Origin of the sequence: Aquabacter cavernae, from assembly GCF_003993795.1 — a bacterium.
Lineage (GTDB): Bacteria > Pseudomonadota > Alphaproteobacteria > Rhizobiales > Xanthobacteraceae > Aquabacter > Aquabacter cavernae.
The window spans coordinates 167551-181922 of sequence record NZ_RWKV01000016.1; the positions used below are offsets into that span (position 1 = coordinate 167551).

At 68.7% G+C, this 14372-nt stretch carries 17 protein-coding genes; 11 read left to right on the top strand and 6 right to left on the bottom strand.

Going from position 1 to position 14372, the window contains the following annotated elements:
• Positions 1–58 precede the first annotated feature (58 nt).
• From EJJ38_RS16485 to EJJ38_RS16500, 4 genes are all read left to right on the top strand, one after another.
• Positions 59–1450 carry an acyclic terpene utilization AtuA family protein gene (locus tag EJJ38_RS16485; RefSeq protein ID WP_127091242.1) on the top strand — a complete coding sequence of 464 codons (1392 nt, stop codon included), beginning with the start codon at positions 59–61 and terminating at the stop codon, positions 1448–1450.
• Positions 1447–1809, top strand: coding sequence for an AtuA-related protein (locus EJJ38_RS16490; RefSeq protein ID WP_127091243.1), 363 nt, complete (start codon positions 1447–1449; stop codon positions 1807–1809). Before EJJ38_RS16485 ends, EJJ38_RS16490 begins: the two co-directional genes overlap by 4 nt.
• A 19-nt stretch (positions 1810–1828) precedes the next feature.
• The gene (locus tag EJJ38_RS16495) at positions 1829–2809 is read left to right on the top strand and encodes a Bug family tripartite tricarboxylate transporter substrate binding protein (protein WP_205666197.1); all 981 of its coding nucleotides are present in this window, start codon (positions 1829–1831) and stop codon (positions 2807–2809) included.
• A gap of 143 nt (positions 2810–2952) precedes the next feature.
• Positions 2953–3873, top strand: a complete 921-nt coding sequence (locus EJJ38_RS16500) for a methyltransferase domain-containing protein (protein WP_127091791.1) — start codon at positions 2953–2955, stop codon at positions 3871–3873.
• Positions 3874–3972: 99 nt separating this feature from the next.
• Here the strand turns inward: EJJ38_RS16500 and EJJ38_RS16505 are convergent, their stop codons facing one another.
• Positions 3973–4428, bottom strand: a complete 456-nt coding sequence (locus EJJ38_RS16505) for a MarR family winged helix-turn-helix transcriptional regulator (RefSeq protein WP_127091244.1) — start codon at positions 4426–4428, stop codon at positions 3973–3975.
• A gap of 85 nt (positions 4429–4513) precedes the next feature.
• Between EJJ38_RS16505 and EJJ38_RS16510 the strand changes: the two genes are divergently transcribed.
• Complete coding sequence (locus tag EJJ38_RS16510; RefSeq protein ID WP_127091245.1) at positions 4514–5002, top strand: cupin domain-containing protein; 489 nt, start codon at positions 4514–4516, stop codon at positions 5000–5002.
• Positions 5003–5030: 28 nt separating this feature from the next.
• On the opposite strand, the gene EJJ38_RS16515 is transcribed toward EJJ38_RS16510, so the two are convergent.
• The 4 genes from EJJ38_RS16515 to EJJ38_RS16530 all read right to left on the bottom strand — a co-directional run bounded on the left by EJJ38_RS16515 (position 5031) and on the right by EJJ38_RS16530 (position 9226).
• On the bottom strand, positions 5031–5645 hold the full coding sequence (locus EJJ38_RS16515) for an LbetaH domain-containing protein (protein ID WP_127091246.1): 615 nt from the start codon (positions 5643–5645) through the stop codon (positions 5031–5033).
• Between the two features lie 4 nt (positions 5646–5649).
• The gene (locus EJJ38_RS16520) at positions 5650–6348 is read right to left on the bottom strand and encodes a DUF1045 domain-containing protein (RefSeq protein WP_245454291.1); all 699 of its coding nucleotides are present in this window, start codon (positions 6346–6348) and stop codon (positions 5650–5652) included.
• A gap of 120 nt (positions 6349–6468) precedes the next feature.
• Complete coding sequence (locus EJJ38_RS16525; RefSeq protein ID WP_245454292.1) at positions 6469–7605, bottom strand: alpha-D-ribose 1-methylphosphonate 5-triphosphate diphosphatase; 1137 nt, start codon at positions 7603–7605, stop codon at positions 6469–6471.
• A gap of 67 nt (positions 7606–7672) precedes the next feature.
• Positions 7673–9226 (bottom strand): hypothetical protein, encoded by a 1554-nt coding sequence (locus EJJ38_RS16530; protein WP_127091248.1) that lies wholly within the window; start codon positions 9224–9226, stop codon positions 7673–7675.
• 157 nt (positions 9227–9383) lie between these two features.
• On the opposite strand from EJJ38_RS16530, the gene argB reads away from it, so the two are divergent.
• The 6 genes from argB to EJJ38_RS16560 all read left to right on the top strand — a co-directional run bounded on the left by argB (position 9384) and on the right by EJJ38_RS16560 (position 13580).
• Entirely contained in the window at positions 9384–10289 is a 906-nt protein-coding gene (argB, locus tag EJJ38_RS16535; protein WP_127091249.1) for an acetylglutamate kinase, read from the top strand.
• A 5-nt stretch (positions 10290–10294) separates the two neighbouring features.
• Complete coding sequence (locus tag EJJ38_RS16540) at positions 10295–10993, top strand: pyrimidine 5'-nucleotidase (RefSeq protein ID WP_127091250.1); 699 nt, start codon at positions 10295–10297, stop codon at positions 10991–10993.
• Complete coding sequence (locus EJJ38_RS16545) at positions 10990–11859, top strand: GNAT family N-acetyltransferase (RefSeq protein ID WP_127091251.1); 870 nt, start codon at positions 10990–10992, stop codon at positions 11857–11859. The genes EJJ38_RS16540 and EJJ38_RS16545 overlap by 4 nt, the downstream gene beginning before the upstream one ends.
• A gap of 61 nt (positions 11860–11920) precedes the next feature.
• Positions 11921–12556, top strand: a complete 636-nt coding sequence (locus tag EJJ38_RS16550; protein ID WP_127091252.1) for a TetR/AcrR family transcriptional regulator — start codon at positions 11921–11923, stop codon at positions 12554–12556.
• Between the two features lie 96 nt (positions 12557–12652).
• Entirely contained in the window at positions 12653–13075 is a 423-nt protein-coding gene (locus tag EJJ38_RS16555; RefSeq protein WP_127091253.1) for a DUF2852 domain-containing protein, read from the top strand.
• Between the two features lie 175 nt (positions 13076–13250).
• On the top strand, positions 13251–13580 hold the full coding sequence (locus EJJ38_RS16560; protein ID WP_127091254.1) for a DMT family transporter: 330 nt from the start codon (positions 13251–13253) through the stop codon (positions 13578–13580).
• A 23-nt stretch (positions 13581–13603) separates the two neighbouring features.
• On the opposite strand, the gene EJJ38_RS16565 is transcribed toward EJJ38_RS16560, so the two are convergent.
• On the bottom strand, positions 13604–14215 hold the full coding sequence (locus EJJ38_RS16565) for a GNAT family N-acetyltransferase (protein ID WP_164738549.1): 612 nt from the start codon (positions 14213–14215) through the stop codon (positions 13604–13606).
• Positions 14216–14372: the final 157 nt, after the last annotated feature.

The window sequence follows — 14372 nt, forward strand, 5'->3', positions numbered from 1 at the left end:
AATATCTCGCCCCAGCCTTTCCTCACCCTGCGCAGACGGGGAATGAGGAGGCGCGTTGATGGTGGGACCTGCTACAGCCGGGACGGATGTCGTGCGGATCGGCTCCGGCGCCGGATTTGCGGGCGACCGCACCGATGCGGCGGGCCCGGTGGTCGCCGAACTGGCGCGCCATGACGGCCCGCGCTTCCTCATCTTCGAGACTTTGGCCGAGCGCACCCTCGCCTTGTGCCAGCTCGCCCGCCGCGCGGACCCGGCCAAGGGCTACAGCCCTGCCTTGGAAAAGCTCCTGGCGCCCGTTCTTTCGGATTGCCTGAAGGCCGGCATTCGCATTGTCGGCAATTTCGGCGCCGCCAATCCGCAGGCCGCCGCCGCGCGCATCGCGGACCTCGCCCGCGCCATGGGCCATGCGCCGCGCATCGGCGTGGTCACGGGGTCCGACCTCGACCCCGCCCGCCCCGTGGCTGAGTATGCCGCGCGGGAGATGGGCACGCTGCTCGCCGGGCGCTCCGAGATCGTCTCGGCGGACGCCTATATCGGTGCCGCCGCCATCGCCGACGCCCTGGAACTGGGCGCGGACATCGTGGTGACCGGCCGCGTCGCCGACCCCGCCTTGGCGCTCGGCCCGCTGCTGCATGTGTTCGGCTGGTCGCCCCAGGACTGGGACAGGATGGCGGCGGGGACGCTGGCCGGGCACCTGCTGGAATGCGGCGCGCAGGTCTGCGGCGGCTATTTCGCCGATCCCGGCGCCAAGGACGTGCCGGGCCTTGCGGATGTGGGCTTTCCCATCGCCGAGATCGGCCGCGACGGCACCATCACCATCACCAAGCCGCCGGGCACGGGCGGGCGGGTGGACCGCTTCACCGTGACCGAGCAGATGCTCTACGAGATCCACGACCCCGCCGCCTATCTCACCCCCGACGTGGTCATGGACATCACGCAAGCGCGCGTGGAGGAGTTGGGGGCGGACCGGGTCCGCATCACCGGCGTGAAGGGCAAGCCCCGGCCAGAGACGCTGAAGGCCACGGTCTGCTTCGAGGCGGGCTATCTGGCGGAAGGGGAAATCTCCTATGCCGGTCCCAATGCCGCCGCCCGCGCGCGCCTCGCGGCGCAAGTGGTGCGCGAGCGCCTGGCCCGGCGGGCGCCGGGCCTCGGATTGCGGGTGGATGCCATCGGCATCGCCTCGGTCTTCAACGACACGGCGGGCGCCACGCTGGACGGCCTGTTCCCGGCCACTGAGAGCGCGGACGTGCGCCTGCGCTTCTCCGCCCAGTCCTCGGACAAGGCCCTGCTCGATCTGATGCTGGACGAGGTGGAAGGCCTTTACTGCGCGGGCCCGGCGGGTGGAGGGGGCGTGCGGCGCCATCTCACCGCGCGCCTCGCCAGCGCCTCCTGCCTCGTGGAGCGCGCCTGGACCGCCCCCCGCGCCACCCTGTTCGGAGCGGCGTCATGACCGATCCCGTCCTGCTGCACCGCCTCGCCTTCGCCCGCGCGGGCGACAAGGGCAACCGGCTGAATCTCGCCTTGGTCTGCCGTGTGCCGGAGGCGTTCGACGCGCTCGCCGCGCAGGTGACGGCCGAGCGCGTCGCCGCCCATTTCGCGGCCCGCCACCCGTCACGGGTGGTGCGCTACGACCTGCCCAATCTCAACGCCTTCAACTTCGTGCTGGACGATGTGCTGGACGGGGGCGTGAACGCCTCGCTTGGCCTCGACGGCCACGGAAAGACGCTCTCCTTCCACCTGCTGGCCTTGCCCCTCGACCCCGACGCGGCCGTGCGCCGCGCGCTTCTTGCCGTTGAAACCACAATCTGAAAATCCGGAGGAAACACAAATGCCCATGGGATTCACCCTGACACGACGCGCCGCGCTGGCGGGCCTCGCTCTCACGCTGGCGGGCGCCGCGCCCGCCTTCGCCCAGTCCTATCCCACCAAGCCCATCCGCTTCGTGGTGCCGTTCGCGGCGGGCAGCGCCACGGACACGCTGGCCCGTGTGCTCGGCCAGAACGTATCGTCCCAGCTCGGCCAGCCGGTGGTGGTGGAGAATGTGCCGGGCGCCAACGGCCAGATCGCCGCGAGCCAGGTGGCTCGCGCCGCGCCGGACGGCTACACGGTGCTCATCACCTCCAATTCCACCCACGCCTCCAACCAGGCGCTGGTGAAGAAGCTCTCCTACGACCATGTGAAGGACTTCGAGCCCATCACCAAGCTCGGCTCCATCACCCTCGCTTTGGTGGTGAACCCCTCCTTGCCGGTGAATTCCACCCAGGAGTTGATCGCCTATGCCAAGGCCAATCCCGGCAAGCTCTCCTTCGGTGCCGGCTCCACCTCCTCGCGCCTCGCGGTGGAGATGCTGAAGACCGCCGCCGGGGTGGACCTTCTCTATGTGCCCTATAAGTCCAACCCGCAGGCGGTGTCCGATCTCCTCGGCGGACAGGTCCAGGTGATGTTCGCGGATATCTCCACCACCCTCCCCTCGGCGCGGGCGGGCAAGCTGAAGGCGCTGGGCGTCTCCAGCGCGGAGCGCTCGCCGCTGGCGCCCGAATTGCCCACCATGCGCGAGGCGGGCCTGAAGGAGTATGAGCTGACCGCGTGGTTCGCCGCCTTCGCCCCGGCCAAGACGCCCAAGGACGTGGTGGACATCCTCAACAAGGCCATGGTGAAGGCCATGGGCGAGAAGAGCGTCACCGACGCGCTGCTGGCGGCGGGCGTGGAGCCCTCCTCCTCCACCCCGGCGGAACTGGCCGCCTTCGTGGAGACGGAAACCGCCAAGTGGGCGAAGATCACCAAGGCCGCCGGCATCGAGCCGGAATGAGACCAAAGGCCCGCGCGGCATTTGAGCGAAACCCACGCGGCCCCGGTCAAAGACCGGGGCCGTTGGTATGAGATGACGCCTCCGCGCCCGTTCCAGCGGGCGGGGAAGGTGCAAGGTCCGCGGCGAGGGCCTATATGCGGGGCATGAGTCATCCCCTCGTCTTCGACCGCGCGCTCGCGCGCCGACGCCTTGCCCGAGCAGCGGGGCTCGGCCCTGCCGATTTCCTCCTGGACCGTGCCGCCACGGACCTCGCGGACCGGGTCGCCACGGTGAAGCGTCGTTTCGAGCGGGCTCTCGACCTCGGCACCCCCACCGACGCGGTGGCGCAGGCCCTGGCCGATCCCGCCACCTGGCTCGGCATGGCGCCGGAGCAATCGGGCATCGGCACGCTCCATCGCGCCGCCCCGCAGGCGGACCGCGCTCTTGTGGCGAGCCGGGACGTGGTGGCGGACGAGGAGGCCCTTCCCTTCGCGGACGGATCGCTGGACCTCGTCGTGTCCGCGCTCGCCCTCCAGAATGTGAACGACCTGCCGGGCAGCTTCGCCCAGATCCGCCGCGCTTTGCGGCCGGACGGCCTGTTCCTCGCGGCCATGATCGGCGGGACGAGCCTGTCGGAACTGCGCGAGGCCTTCGCGGTGGCGGAAAGCGAAACCACGGGCGGGGTCTCCCCGCGCGTCGCCCCCTTCGTGGATGTGCGGGATCTTGGCGGCCTGCTCCAGCGGGCGGGCTTCGCGTTACCGGTGACGGACGTGGACCGCGTCACCGTGCGCTACGCCACGCCCTTCGCCTTGTTCACGGACCTGCGGCGCATGGGGGCGGCCAATGCGCTGGCGGAACGCCGCCGGGTGCCCTTGCGTCGCGCCACTTTGCTGCGGGCGGCGGAAGTCTATGCCGAACGGTTCAGCGATCCGGACGGACGGGTGCGGGCGACGTTCGAGATCGTCTGGCTTTCGGGCTGGGCACCCCATGAAAGCCAGCAGAAGCCCCTCAAGCCCGGCTCTGCGAAGATGCGCCTCGCCGAGGCCCTGGGCACGCAGGAAGCCAAGGCCGGGGACGCCTCCTAGAGCGTTTCCGGTGAACTCCGGTTCGCCGGAAATGCTCTACGGCTTTGTTTCTACGCATTTTCTTCACGCGAACCGGAGTCCACTTCGCTCGAAAATGCTCTAAGCCCCGCGCGCGCCCATCTTCGCCACCAGCCCCTCAAGCTGACCGCGCAGGCGCTCCATGTCGCCCGGCGGGAGAGCGGCGGCAAATGTCTCTTCCGCCTCCCGGCTCAGCCGCACCAGTTCGCGGGAGGCCGCATCGCCCCGCACCGTGAGCCGCGCGAGCTTGGCCCGCCCGTCCGCAGGGTCGGGCATCACCTCCAGATAGCCGAGGCCCGCGAGGCTCTCCACCAGATAGGCCATGCCCTGCTTGGTCATGTGAGCGCGCTCGGCCAGATCGCTCACCCGCGAGCCACCGGCCGCGATGTGGCGGAACACGTTGGAATGCGCCCGCCGGATATCCGCGAAGCCCCGCGCCGCGAGGCTCCCATAGACCTGCTCCGACAGGCATTCATAGGCATGGCGCAGGAGATAGCCCAGCGTACGCTGGGTTTGCGAAATGTTGGGTCCGGTCATTTCCCCTCCTTGACATATAGACAGAAGACTTGTCTATAAAAGACAGGCATTCTGTCTAATTCAAGAGCAAATACGGAGCAGGACGATGGATGGGTATGGGGCAGGCGGGGCACTGAACGTGCTGAGCCCGGCGGGTGTGGGGCGGTTCGAGCGGGTGCTCGGGGTGCACATGATCTACAAGCTGGAGCCGCACCAGTCGGCGGGCACGCTCTCCTGCATGGAGATCACGGTTCCGGTGGGCCAGGGCATCCCGCCCCATCGCCACGGCGTGGAAGACGAATGCTTCTACGTGCTCGACGGCGCCATCCGCTTCGAGGGCGAGGATTGCGCGGGCGGCGCCATGGTGCTGGAGACGGGCGGCTTCTTCTACGGCCCGCGCGGGCGCGTGCACGGCTTCTTCAATCCCGGGCCGAAGGAAGCAAAGCTCCTGGTGCTCGCCAACCCGAGCACCAGCATCACCGCCATGTTCGGCAAGCTGTCGGACATCACCGAGCGCGGCCTGGAAAACCTGGATTTCGGCGAGGTGGCGGCCACCTGCGGCGCCCACGGAATCGATTTCGTGCGCCCCGCCTGACGCGGCCGGGATGAAGACGGCCGGGGCCTCAGGCCCCGTGCTTGTCCAGGAACGCCTCGATGGGCAGCGCGCGGAAATCCTCCAGCGCGGCCCGCAGGCGCGCATGGTCCCAGTCCCACCAGCACAGCGCCAGGAGGCGCGCGACCACCGTGTCGGGAAAGCGCATCTTGATGACCCGCGCGGGCACGCCGCCCACCACCGCATAGGCCGGCACGTCCCGGCTCACCACGGCCCCGGCCGCCACCACCCCGCCGGTGCCCACGCTGCGCCCCGGCAGAATGATGGCGCCATGGCCGATCCACACGTCATGGCCCAGCGTGACCGGATGCGCGCGCCGCCACGCGAAAAAGTCGTCCTCGTCCGTCGCATCGTCGAAATAGGCGGCGGCGCGATAGGTGAAGTGGCTCTGGCTCGCCCGCCACATGGGATGGTTGCCGGGATTGAGCCGCGTCAGCGCAGCGATGGAGCAGAACTTGCCGATCCGCGCATAGGCGATGTCGGAATCGTGCTCCACATAGGAATAGTCGTCCATCTCCACCTCGTGCAGACGCACGCGGGGGCCGACCTGCGTATAGCGGCCGAGGCGGCTGTCCGTGAGGACGGCGCTGGAATCTATGGTGGGGGCGACGCCGAGGCGCTGCATGGCGTCACGAGGTCCGCAGCAGCGCGCGGTGGAGGATGCGGAACCGTTCGTCCGGCTGCTCCTGGCGGAACACGCACACATCCGCAACCGCCACGGGCAGATGGGCGCTCGCCACCGCATAGGCGTCCGACAGGGCGTTGAAGGCATGGGGTCGCTGGTCGTCGCTCAGTGGCCCGGTCAACGTCATGTGGAAGCGGAAATCCTCGAACACATAAGGGTAGCCGTAGCGGGCCAGATGCTCCCGCTGGCGCGCCGACAGATCGTCCGGGCGACGCCGGGCGACCTCCGCCGGGGTGAGCGGCGCGCGCAGGCCGTCCAGTTCCTCCACGGCCCCTTCCGCCAGCGCCGAGAGGGCGGGGGTCGGCATGCCCGGCACCAGCGCCACGAAGGAGCCGAGCGCGGTCACTTCCAGCGCCGCAAGCTCGAAGGTGTGATGGCCGCCCGCAAATGCGTCCACGGCGGAGATCAGGTCGGCCTCCGCCATGCCCCCGGCAAGCCGGAAGGGGGCCTTCAGCGTGCCGTGGAAACCGTAGCGTCGCGGCTCGGCAGTGAGGCGGCGCCATGTCTCGCCGTCGAAGCCGGACAGGTCCGGCGCCGGCAGGTCGCAGCCGGTGGCGGCGTCATAGCCGACGACGCGCGAGCCGAAGGACCACAGGAAGCTGTCGGGCGGCGGCGCGAGATAGACGGCATAGCGCGCGGTCACGGGACACCTCTCGTGGATCGGGTTCGGTGCGGCCGGGAGACCCGTCCGTCCAACGCCCTTCCTGGCGTCCGCCCGCGCTTTGGTCAAGGTGGGGATGCCCCTGCATCCCCCTCCCCGCCTTCAGAAGGCGCGCGCGCCTTCCACCAACACTTCCCGCACCACGGGCGTGTCGCCCACGAAGCGGAAGCGCAGCAGGTCGGCCCGCAGGCCGGGCGCGAGGCGTCCCCGGTCGGACAGCCCCGCCATGCGCGCCGGGGCGGATGTCACCAGCGCCAGGGCACGGGGCAGGTCCATGGCGCCCGTGCGGGCCAGGGTCGCCACCGCCTGGAGGAGGCTGGCGGGCACATAATCGGAGGCGAGCGCATCCAGCAGCCCCTCGGCGGCGAGGTCCTTCATGGCGACGCCGCCGGAATGGGAGCCGCCGCGCACCACATTGGGTCCGCCGCCGATGGTGGTGAGGCCCGCCTCGCGGGCGGCGCGGGCCGCCTCCAGGGTGGTGGGGAATTCGCTGATGGTGCAGCCCGCGTCCCGCGCGTCCGCCACATGCTCGGGCGTGGTGTCGTCATGGCTGGCGCGCACGATCGTCGTCTCGCCCAGCAGGCCGGCAAGATGGGTGAAATTGGCCGCCACGGCCGCGCGGCCCCGCTCGGTGCGCTCCGTCAGTTCCACTTCCACATCCTCGGCGGTCTTGCCGATGCCCAGCAGGAAGGTGCGCAGATTTTCCAGGTTCCGCCATTGGCGCGTGCCGGGCGTGTGATCCATGAGAGAGGCGAGGCCGACACGCGGACGCCCCAGTTCCGGCTCCACCAGGGCCAGCACGTCCGGGTCGGTCAGCTCGCAGCGCAGATGGATGCGGTGGTCGGCGCGGAACAGGCCCGCATTGTCCTCCACCGCGTCCAGCATGATGCCGAACAATTCCTTGCGCACGGACTTCGCCTGGTCGAAACCGCCCGCGCAGATGGCGTCGAACACGGTGGTGACGCCCGCCGCCACGGTCTGCGCGTCATGGGCGAGGGCTGCGGCGCGGTGGTCCGGCCACACCACCTTGGGGCGGGGCACGAAATGGCCTTCCAGCGCGTCCGTGTGCAGGTCGATGAGGCCGGGCGCCAGATGATCGCCCCCACAATCGACGGCTCCGGGCAAATGCGAGCGCCCGCGCTCCACCGCCGCGATGCGCCCGTCCCGCACATGCACCGTTCCGTCCTCGACGCGGTCGTCGAGCACCAGCAGGGCATTGGTCAGCACGATTTCGGACACGGGTTTCTTCCTTACAGCGGGCGCATCGACCGGCTCTGTCATGCCCCCGTGACGGAGACATGACGGGTCAGTGCGCCTCCGGCTTCACCTTGTAGAGCTGGAACCGCGCCCCCTCCGCCACGAGGTCGAGGCGCTCGGGGTCCGGGTTCAGGTCGCCGGGCTCCGTATAGAGCACATACACGTAATCGAAATGCTTGGGCCAGAGGTCCCAATAGCGCGGGCCGTCCGGCGTGGAGCTGTCGGCGCTCACCTGCAATTGCTCGACGGTGGGCGGGAAGCCGTCCTCGGTGTCCACGAAATCCCGATAGGGCGGGTTCGCCCGCAGGATCTGCTTGCCCGGAACCGTGAAGGCGGTGGTCACCAGCGCGCCCTTCTCGATCATGGCGAGGCAGGCGGCGTGGACGAGGCCGAGATCCATGGGCGCACCGCCGCCGCGCGGATCCGCATAGGCCACCAGCACCCGCGAGCCCCGGTCGATCTTGGCGACGGACGCGCGGAACCCGTCGGTCCAGGCGGTGAGGCGGTCCCACATCACCTGCACCTCCGTCACGCGGATGCAGAGCAGCAGCACCAGCAGCACCGCGAAGGCCCGCCGCACGAGGCGGCTGCGCAGATCCACCCGCACGCAGGCCAGGACCATGAAGGCCAGCGCCGTGGGAATGCGCTGGTCGGCCATGTAGGTGGCAAAGGCCGTGCGCGGCATGGCGAGATAGACGAGGCCGCCGACGATGAGCAGCGGAATGAGGAGCGGCGCGGTGCGCATGAGGCCGTGGCGCAGCGCCCACACCCCCGCAATGGCCACCACGCCCGTGAGGCCGAAGGCCACCACGTCGTAATAGACATTGATGATGAACTCGACGCCCGTGACCTTGCCCTGTGGCGCCCAGTAATTCTCGCCCGAAAGACCCAGCGTCGGGCTCAGCGCCATGAGCGGGACGGCGGCGAGGAAAGGCAGCCCCGCCGCGCACAAGGAGAGAAGGCGAGGGCGCAGCGGCGTTCCGCGCGTCTCCCACAGCCGCCCGATCTCGAACGCCAGCAGGCCGATGCCGTACACGCCCAAAGCCACCAGATGGCAGAAGAACAGGGCGACGACGAAGACGGTCGCCACCCCATAGCGCACCGGCCGCTCCCGCAGGCTCACCCAGGCGGCAAGCGCCAGCAGAGCGAGGCCGATGCCGAAGATGTAGTTCATCACCCCGATGAGGAAGATGCCGTTATAGAGCAGCGGGAAGGCCAGCAGCGGGGTGGCCGACCACAGGCCGAACAGCGCCCGGTTGAGCGCCAGCGTGCCGAAGGTGATGAGGGCGAAGCAACCGAGCGTATAGATCTCGCCCGCCACATAGACGCTGGTGAACCGATCGATGACCGGCACGATCAGGTCCATCATCAGATTGGGGATGACCGCCCATTCCACCGAATAGAAACGCGCGAGGTCCGCGTCCCGCCCGCCCTGGCCGATGACGTGCATGCGCGCCAGATGGTTCGCATAGTCCGAGAGCGGGGGCACCGGATGGGTCACCACCGGGATCGCCACCAGCGCGAACAGCAGCACGAACAAAAGGAAGATCACGCGGGGACCGAGATCGGCGGGCCGGCGCGGAAAGGCGGGTCGAAGGCTCATCCAGGGAATCCGGAGCAGGCGCGGGTCTGCGGCCCGCATTGCTCTAAGCCCAATTGTGGTGGTTGCGAGGCCGTCATGGCTGCCCCTTAAGGAGAGGCATTCAGTTTTTCGCGCCGATGGTCTAAAACGCGCCGCCCCCGTAACGAAAGACCCGCCCATGAGCGCGCAAAACCCGCTGATCGACGCGCAAGGCCAGCTCCAGGCCGAAGTGCTCGCAAAAGCCCTCCCCCATATGCAGCGCTATGACGATTCCATTGTCGTGGTGAAGTATGGCGGCCACGCCATGGGCAACGAGGACGTGGCGCGGCACTTCGCCGAGGACATCGTGCTTCTGGAGCAGTCGGGTGTGAACCCGGTGGTGGTCCATGGCGGGGGACCGCAGATCGGCGCCATGCTGGAGAAGCTGGGCATCAAGTCGCAGTTCGCGGCGGGCCTGCGCATCACCGACAAGGCCACCGTCGAGATCGTCGAGATGGTGCTCGCGGGCTCCATCAACAAGCAGATCGTGGGCTACATCAACGCCGCCGGCGGCAAGGCCATCGGGCTTTGCGGCAAGGACGGCAACATGGTCATCGCCAAGAAGGCGTCCCGCACCATCACCGATCCGGAAAGCCAGATCGAGCATGCGGTGGATCTCGGCTTCGTGGGCGAGCCGGACACGGTGGACACGACCGTGCTCGACCAGATCCTGCGCCGCGAGCTGATCCCGGTGCTCGCGCCCGTGGCGGCCGCCTCGGATGGCGGCACCTACAACGTGAACGCCGACACCTTCGCGGGCGCCATCGCCGGCGCGCTGGGCGCCAAGCGCCTGCTCATGCTCACCGACGTGCCCGGCGTGCTGGACAAGAACAAGCAGCTCATCCCGGAACTCACCATCGCGGAAGCCCGGCGGCTGATCGCCGACGGCACCGTGTCGGGCGGCATGATCCCCAAGGTGGAGACCTGCATCTATGCCCTGGAGCAGGGCGTGGAAGGCGTGGTCATCCTCGACGGCAAGGTGCCCCATTCCGTGCTGCTGGAACTGCTCACCGATCACGGGGCGGGAACCCTCATCACCCGGTGACATCCATGGCCCCCGAGCCGCGAGGCTTCAACGAGGTCGAGACCTGGGTCTTCGACCTCGACAACACCCTCTATCCCGCCCAGCACGACCTCTGGACGCAGCTGGACGCGCGGATGCGGGACTATGTGGCCCGCTTCCTCGGGGTGACGCCGGAAGAGGCGTTCGTGGTCCAGAAGGACTATTACCGCCGCTACGGCACCTCGCTGCGCGGGCTGATGATCGAGCACGGGCTGGACCCGACGCCCTTCCTCGCCCATGTGCATGACGTGGACCTCTCGGGCCTCGACCCCTCCCCGCGCCTCGCGGCGGCCATCGAGCAGCTTCCGGGCGTGAAGCTCGTTTATACGAACGGCTCGGAACGGCACGCGCAGAACGTGCTGGACCGGCTGGGGCTCGGCGGGCATTTCGCGGCGGTGCACGACATCGTGGCGGCGGAGTTCCATCCCAAGCCCACCGAGGAAGCCTATCTGCGCTTCCTGCGCGCCCACGGGGTCGCGCCGGACCGGGCCGCCATGTTCGAGGATCTCGCCCGCAACCTGGAAGTGCCCCACCGCCTGGGCATGGCCACCGTGCTGGTGGTGCCCCCCGACGAGACGGTGGAAACCCGGCAGGCGTGGGAGTTCGAGGGCCGGGAAGCGGCCTATGTGGACCATGTGACCCAGGACCTTGCCGGCTTCCTGGAGCGGCTGGGGACCGGGGCATGAGCGAAACCGCGTCCGAAATCCCCGCCGAGATCCGCACCCTCACACCCGACGAAGTGGACATGGCGGTGGAATGGGCCGCCGGGGAAGGCTGGAATCCCGCCCTCCACGATGCCCAGCCCTTCCAGGCGCAGGACCCGGAGGGCTTCCTCGGCCTGTTCGAGGGCGAAGCGCTCACCGCCTGCATCTCGGCCATGACCTATGGCGAGGTGTTCGGCTTCATCGGCTTCTATATCTGCCGGCCGGAGCGGCGCGGCCATGGCCTCGGCCTGCGGCTCTGGCAGGCGGCCATGGAGCGCCTCGGCACGCGCACCATCGGCCTCGACGGCGTGGTGGCCCAGCAGGATAATTACCGCACGTCCGGCTTCGTCCTGGCCCACCGCAACATCCGCTTCGGCGGGCGCCCCATCAGCCTGCCGGGCGCGGGCGGCGTCACCCCCATCGAGCGGGCCGATTTCCCGGCCCTGTTCGGCTTCGACCGGGCGCATTTCGGCTTCGACCGGCCGGGCTTCCTCGAACGCTGGCTGGTGCCGCCAGAGGGCACGGCCCTCCTCGCCCGCAGCGGCGACGCGGTGACAGGCTACGGGGTGGTCCGCCGCGCCCGTGAGGGACACAAGATCGGCCCCCTGTTCGCGCAGGACGACGACACCGCCCGCGCCCTCTATGCGGGCCTCTCCACCGCCGCCCATGCCGCCGCCCCGGACGCGCCTTTGTTCCTGGACGTGCCCGAACCTAACGAGGCGGCCCGCACCATGGCCCAGGAGGCGGGGCTCTCCCCGGTGTTCGAGACCGCCCGCATGTATCGCGGGGACGCTCCCGACCTGCCGGTCGCGCGCATCTACGGTATCACCAGCTTCGAGCTGGGATGAGCCGCCCCTCGACGGGCGGCCTGCTTTATGTAAATGAAGCTTACATGATCGGGATCCCATCATGAGCTGGTCGAAGTCGGACCGCGACGGCCCCCGCGCCTATCACCACGGCAACCTGAAGGAAGCCCTGGTGCGCGCGGTGCTGGACCTCATCGGCGAGAAGGGGCCGGGCGGCTTCACCTTCGCGGAGGCGGCGCGCGCCGCGGGCGTCAGCCCGGCCGCGCCCTACCGCCATTTCAAGGACCGGGACGAATTGATGGCCGAAGTGGCCCTGCGCGGCTTCTCGGCGTTCGCGGACGCGCTGGAGGCTGCCTGGGACAAGGGCCGCCCCGACCCCCGCACCGCATTGGAGCGGCTGGGCCGCGCCTATCTCGCCTTCGCCCGCACGCAACCGGCTTATTATGCCGCCATGTTCGAGGCCAATGTGCCAGCGGATGCCACGCCGGAACTGCGGGCGGCCGGCGACCGGGCCTTCGGCGCCCTGCGCAACGCGGCGGAAGCGGTTGCCGCGAGCCTGCCGTCCCGTCCGCCCGCCCTCATGCTGGCGCTGCACATCTGGTCGCTCGCCCACGGCATCGCCGACCTGTTCGGTCGTGGTGACAAGGCACGGCGCAACCTGCCCATGCCCGCCGAGGACCTGCTGGAGGCGGGCGTGCTCATCTATCTTCAGGGTCTCGGCGCCGATCCGAACCGCTGATTTCCGCGTCTCCGTCCCCGGGCACCGCTTGACAGAAACCAGCCTCACACGCATATATGTAAATGTTATTTACATTCACACCGAAAGGGTTCGCCCGTGACACTCGTATCGAAACTGGATGGCCTCGGCACCGGGGCGTGGGTCGCGCTGGCGATCCTCGGCTTCGTGTTCTGGTGGCCGGTGGGCTTGGCGCTGCTGGCCTTCACCATCTTCAGTGGGCGCATCGGCTGCGGCCATCGCATGAGCCGCTGGCAGGACAAGATGGACCGCATGTGCGGCGGCGGCCGTGGACCGGGCGGCAACGGCTTCTGGGGCCCGCCCTCCTCCGGCAACCGCGCCTTCGACGACTACCGCGCCGAAACGCTGAAGCGCCTGGAAGACGAGCAGCGGGAGTTCAAGGACTTCCTGGAGCGCCTGCGGATGGCGAAGGACAAGGCCGAGTTCGACCAGTTCATGGCCGACCGCCGCCGTGGCGGCCCCGCCGGCGACAACACGCCGGACGTTCAGCCGCAAAGCTGACGCGCCCGGACAGCACCATAGATCGGACCGCCGGCCTTCGGGCCGGCGGTTTTGTTTCGGGCTGGGACCGACCCCTTTTGCGCGCGCTTTATTGCCCCCGACAAAGGGACAAGTGCTTCGCCGATGCCGCGAGAAATGCGTTGACGGAACAGGCCCGCATCCCTTCCATGCGGCCATGACCTATCTCTATCTGTTCATCGCCATCGTGGCGGAAGTGATCGCCACGTCCGCCCTGAAGGCCGCGGAAGGCTTCACCCGCCTCGGCCCCTCCATCATCGTGGCGGTGGGCTATGCGATTGCCTTCTATTGCCTGTCGCTGGTGCTGCGGACCATGCCGGTGGGCATCGCCTATGCGGTCTGGTCCGGGGTCGGCATCGTCCTGGTGGCGGGCATCGGCGCCGTGCTTTACGGCCAGAAGCTGGACCTGCCCGCCATTGTCGGGCTCGGCCTCATCATCGCGGGCGTGCTGGTGGTGAACCTGCTCTCCAAGACCGTTTCCCACTAGGGCCCGAAAGACCCCCGGCGCCGTCAGGCGGCGCGAGGCGTGGGAAGGAACATCTCGAAGACACGCCCGGCGGCATCGCGCTGCGCCTGGAAGATGGCGCCCGCCACCCCCCGCGCCTCGGCATTCGCCTCCTCCGCCAGCGACATGGCCGTGGGGAAAGGCGCCACCACCTGGGCAATTACCGTATCGCTGTCGAAGGCGAGGTCCGCATCGAACTTACGGGCCATCTTCTGCATGGGGCGGTTATAGGCGAGGCAGTTCATCTGCAGGGTGCGGATGCCGCGATTGCGGGCAGCCAGGATGAGGCGCTCCATCAGCAGGGTGCCGAGGCCGTGTCCCTGATACTCGGTCTCCACGCTGAACGCCGCCTCCGCCTCCTGGGCCAGGATCTCCGAAAGGGGATAGAGTTCACCGGCCGCGCGCAGCGTCCCGTCCAGGAACGCCCCCATAACGATGGAGCCCGAGCGGAACACCCGCCCGGCATAATGGGTGACGAATTCCTCGCTCACCGAGGAGCCGAACCGGCTGCGCCGGCTGTCCGTGTCGAGGCGGAGCATATGGTCGCGAAACAACAGCGCTTCCGCCGGCCACAGGCGGCGAATCACCGGGATCGCGTCCCCCTGTTCGGTCATCATGCGGGCCTCCTGATCCATTGGACCGTGGCCCGCAACCTATGTGCATTGCAACAAAGGTCAAGGAGACTGACCTAAGAGATAAGCACACTCCCTTTGAGGGAAAGGCATTATCAATCTGATATCAAACAGGAAATGGGGTGCCATGCGAAAACGGCAT

Excerpts from the sequence above, each read along its gene's own strand:
- EJJ38_RS16485 (WP_127091242.1), top strand. The coding sequence starts at position 59 with ATGGTGGGACCTGCTACAGCCGGGACGGATGTCGTGCGGATCGGCTCC.
- EJJ38_RS16490 (WP_127091243.1), top strand. The coding sequence starts at position 1,447 with ATGACCGATCCCGTCCTGCTGCACCGCCTCGCCTTCGCCCGCGCGGGC.
- EJJ38_RS16495 (WP_205666197.1), top strand. The coding sequence starts at position 1,829 with ATGCCCATGGGATTCACCCTGACACGACGCGCCGCGCTGGCGGGCCTC.
- EJJ38_RS16500 (WP_127091791.1), top strand. The coding sequence starts at position 2,953 with ATGAGTCATCCCCTCGTCTTCGACCGCGCGCTCGCGCGCCGACGCCTT.
- EJJ38_RS16505 (WP_127091244.1), bottom strand. The coding sequence starts at position 4,428 with ATGACCGGACCCAACATTTCGCAAACCCAGCGTACGCTGGGCTATCTC.
- EJJ38_RS16510 (WP_127091245.1), top strand. The coding sequence starts at position 4,514 with ATGGATGGGTATGGGGCAGGCGGGGCACTGAACGTGCTGAGCCCGGCG.
- EJJ38_RS16515 (WP_127091246.1), bottom strand. The coding sequence starts at position 5,645 with ATGCAGCGCCTCGGCGTCGCCCCCACCATAGATTCCAGCGCCGTCCTC.
- EJJ38_RS16530 (WP_127091248.1), bottom strand. The coding sequence starts at position 9,226 with ATGAGCCTTCGACCCGCCTTTCCGCGCCGGCCCGCCGATCTCGGTCCC.
- argB (WP_127091249.1), top strand. The coding sequence starts at position 9,384 with ATGAGCGCGCAAAACCCGCTGATCGACGCGCAAGGCCAGCTCCAGGCC.
- EJJ38_RS16540 (WP_127091250.1), top strand. The coding sequence starts at position 10,295 with ATGGCCCCCGAGCCGCGAGGCTTCAACGAGGTCGAGACCTGGGTCTTC.
- EJJ38_RS16545 (WP_127091251.1), top strand. The coding sequence starts at position 10,990 with ATGAGCGAAACCGCGTCCGAAATCCCCGCCGAGATCCGCACCCTCACA.
- EJJ38_RS16550 (WP_127091252.1), top strand. The coding sequence starts at position 11,921 with ATGAGCTGGTCGAAGTCGGACCGCGACGGCCCCCGCGCCTATCACCAC.
- EJJ38_RS16560 (WP_127091254.1), top strand. The coding sequence starts at position 13,251 with ATGACCTATCTCTATCTGTTCATCGCCATCGTGGCGGAAGTGATCGCC.
- EJJ38_RS16565 (WP_164738549.1), bottom strand. The coding sequence starts at position 14,215 with ATGATGACCGAACAGGGGGACGCGATCCCGGTGATTCGCCGCCTGTGG.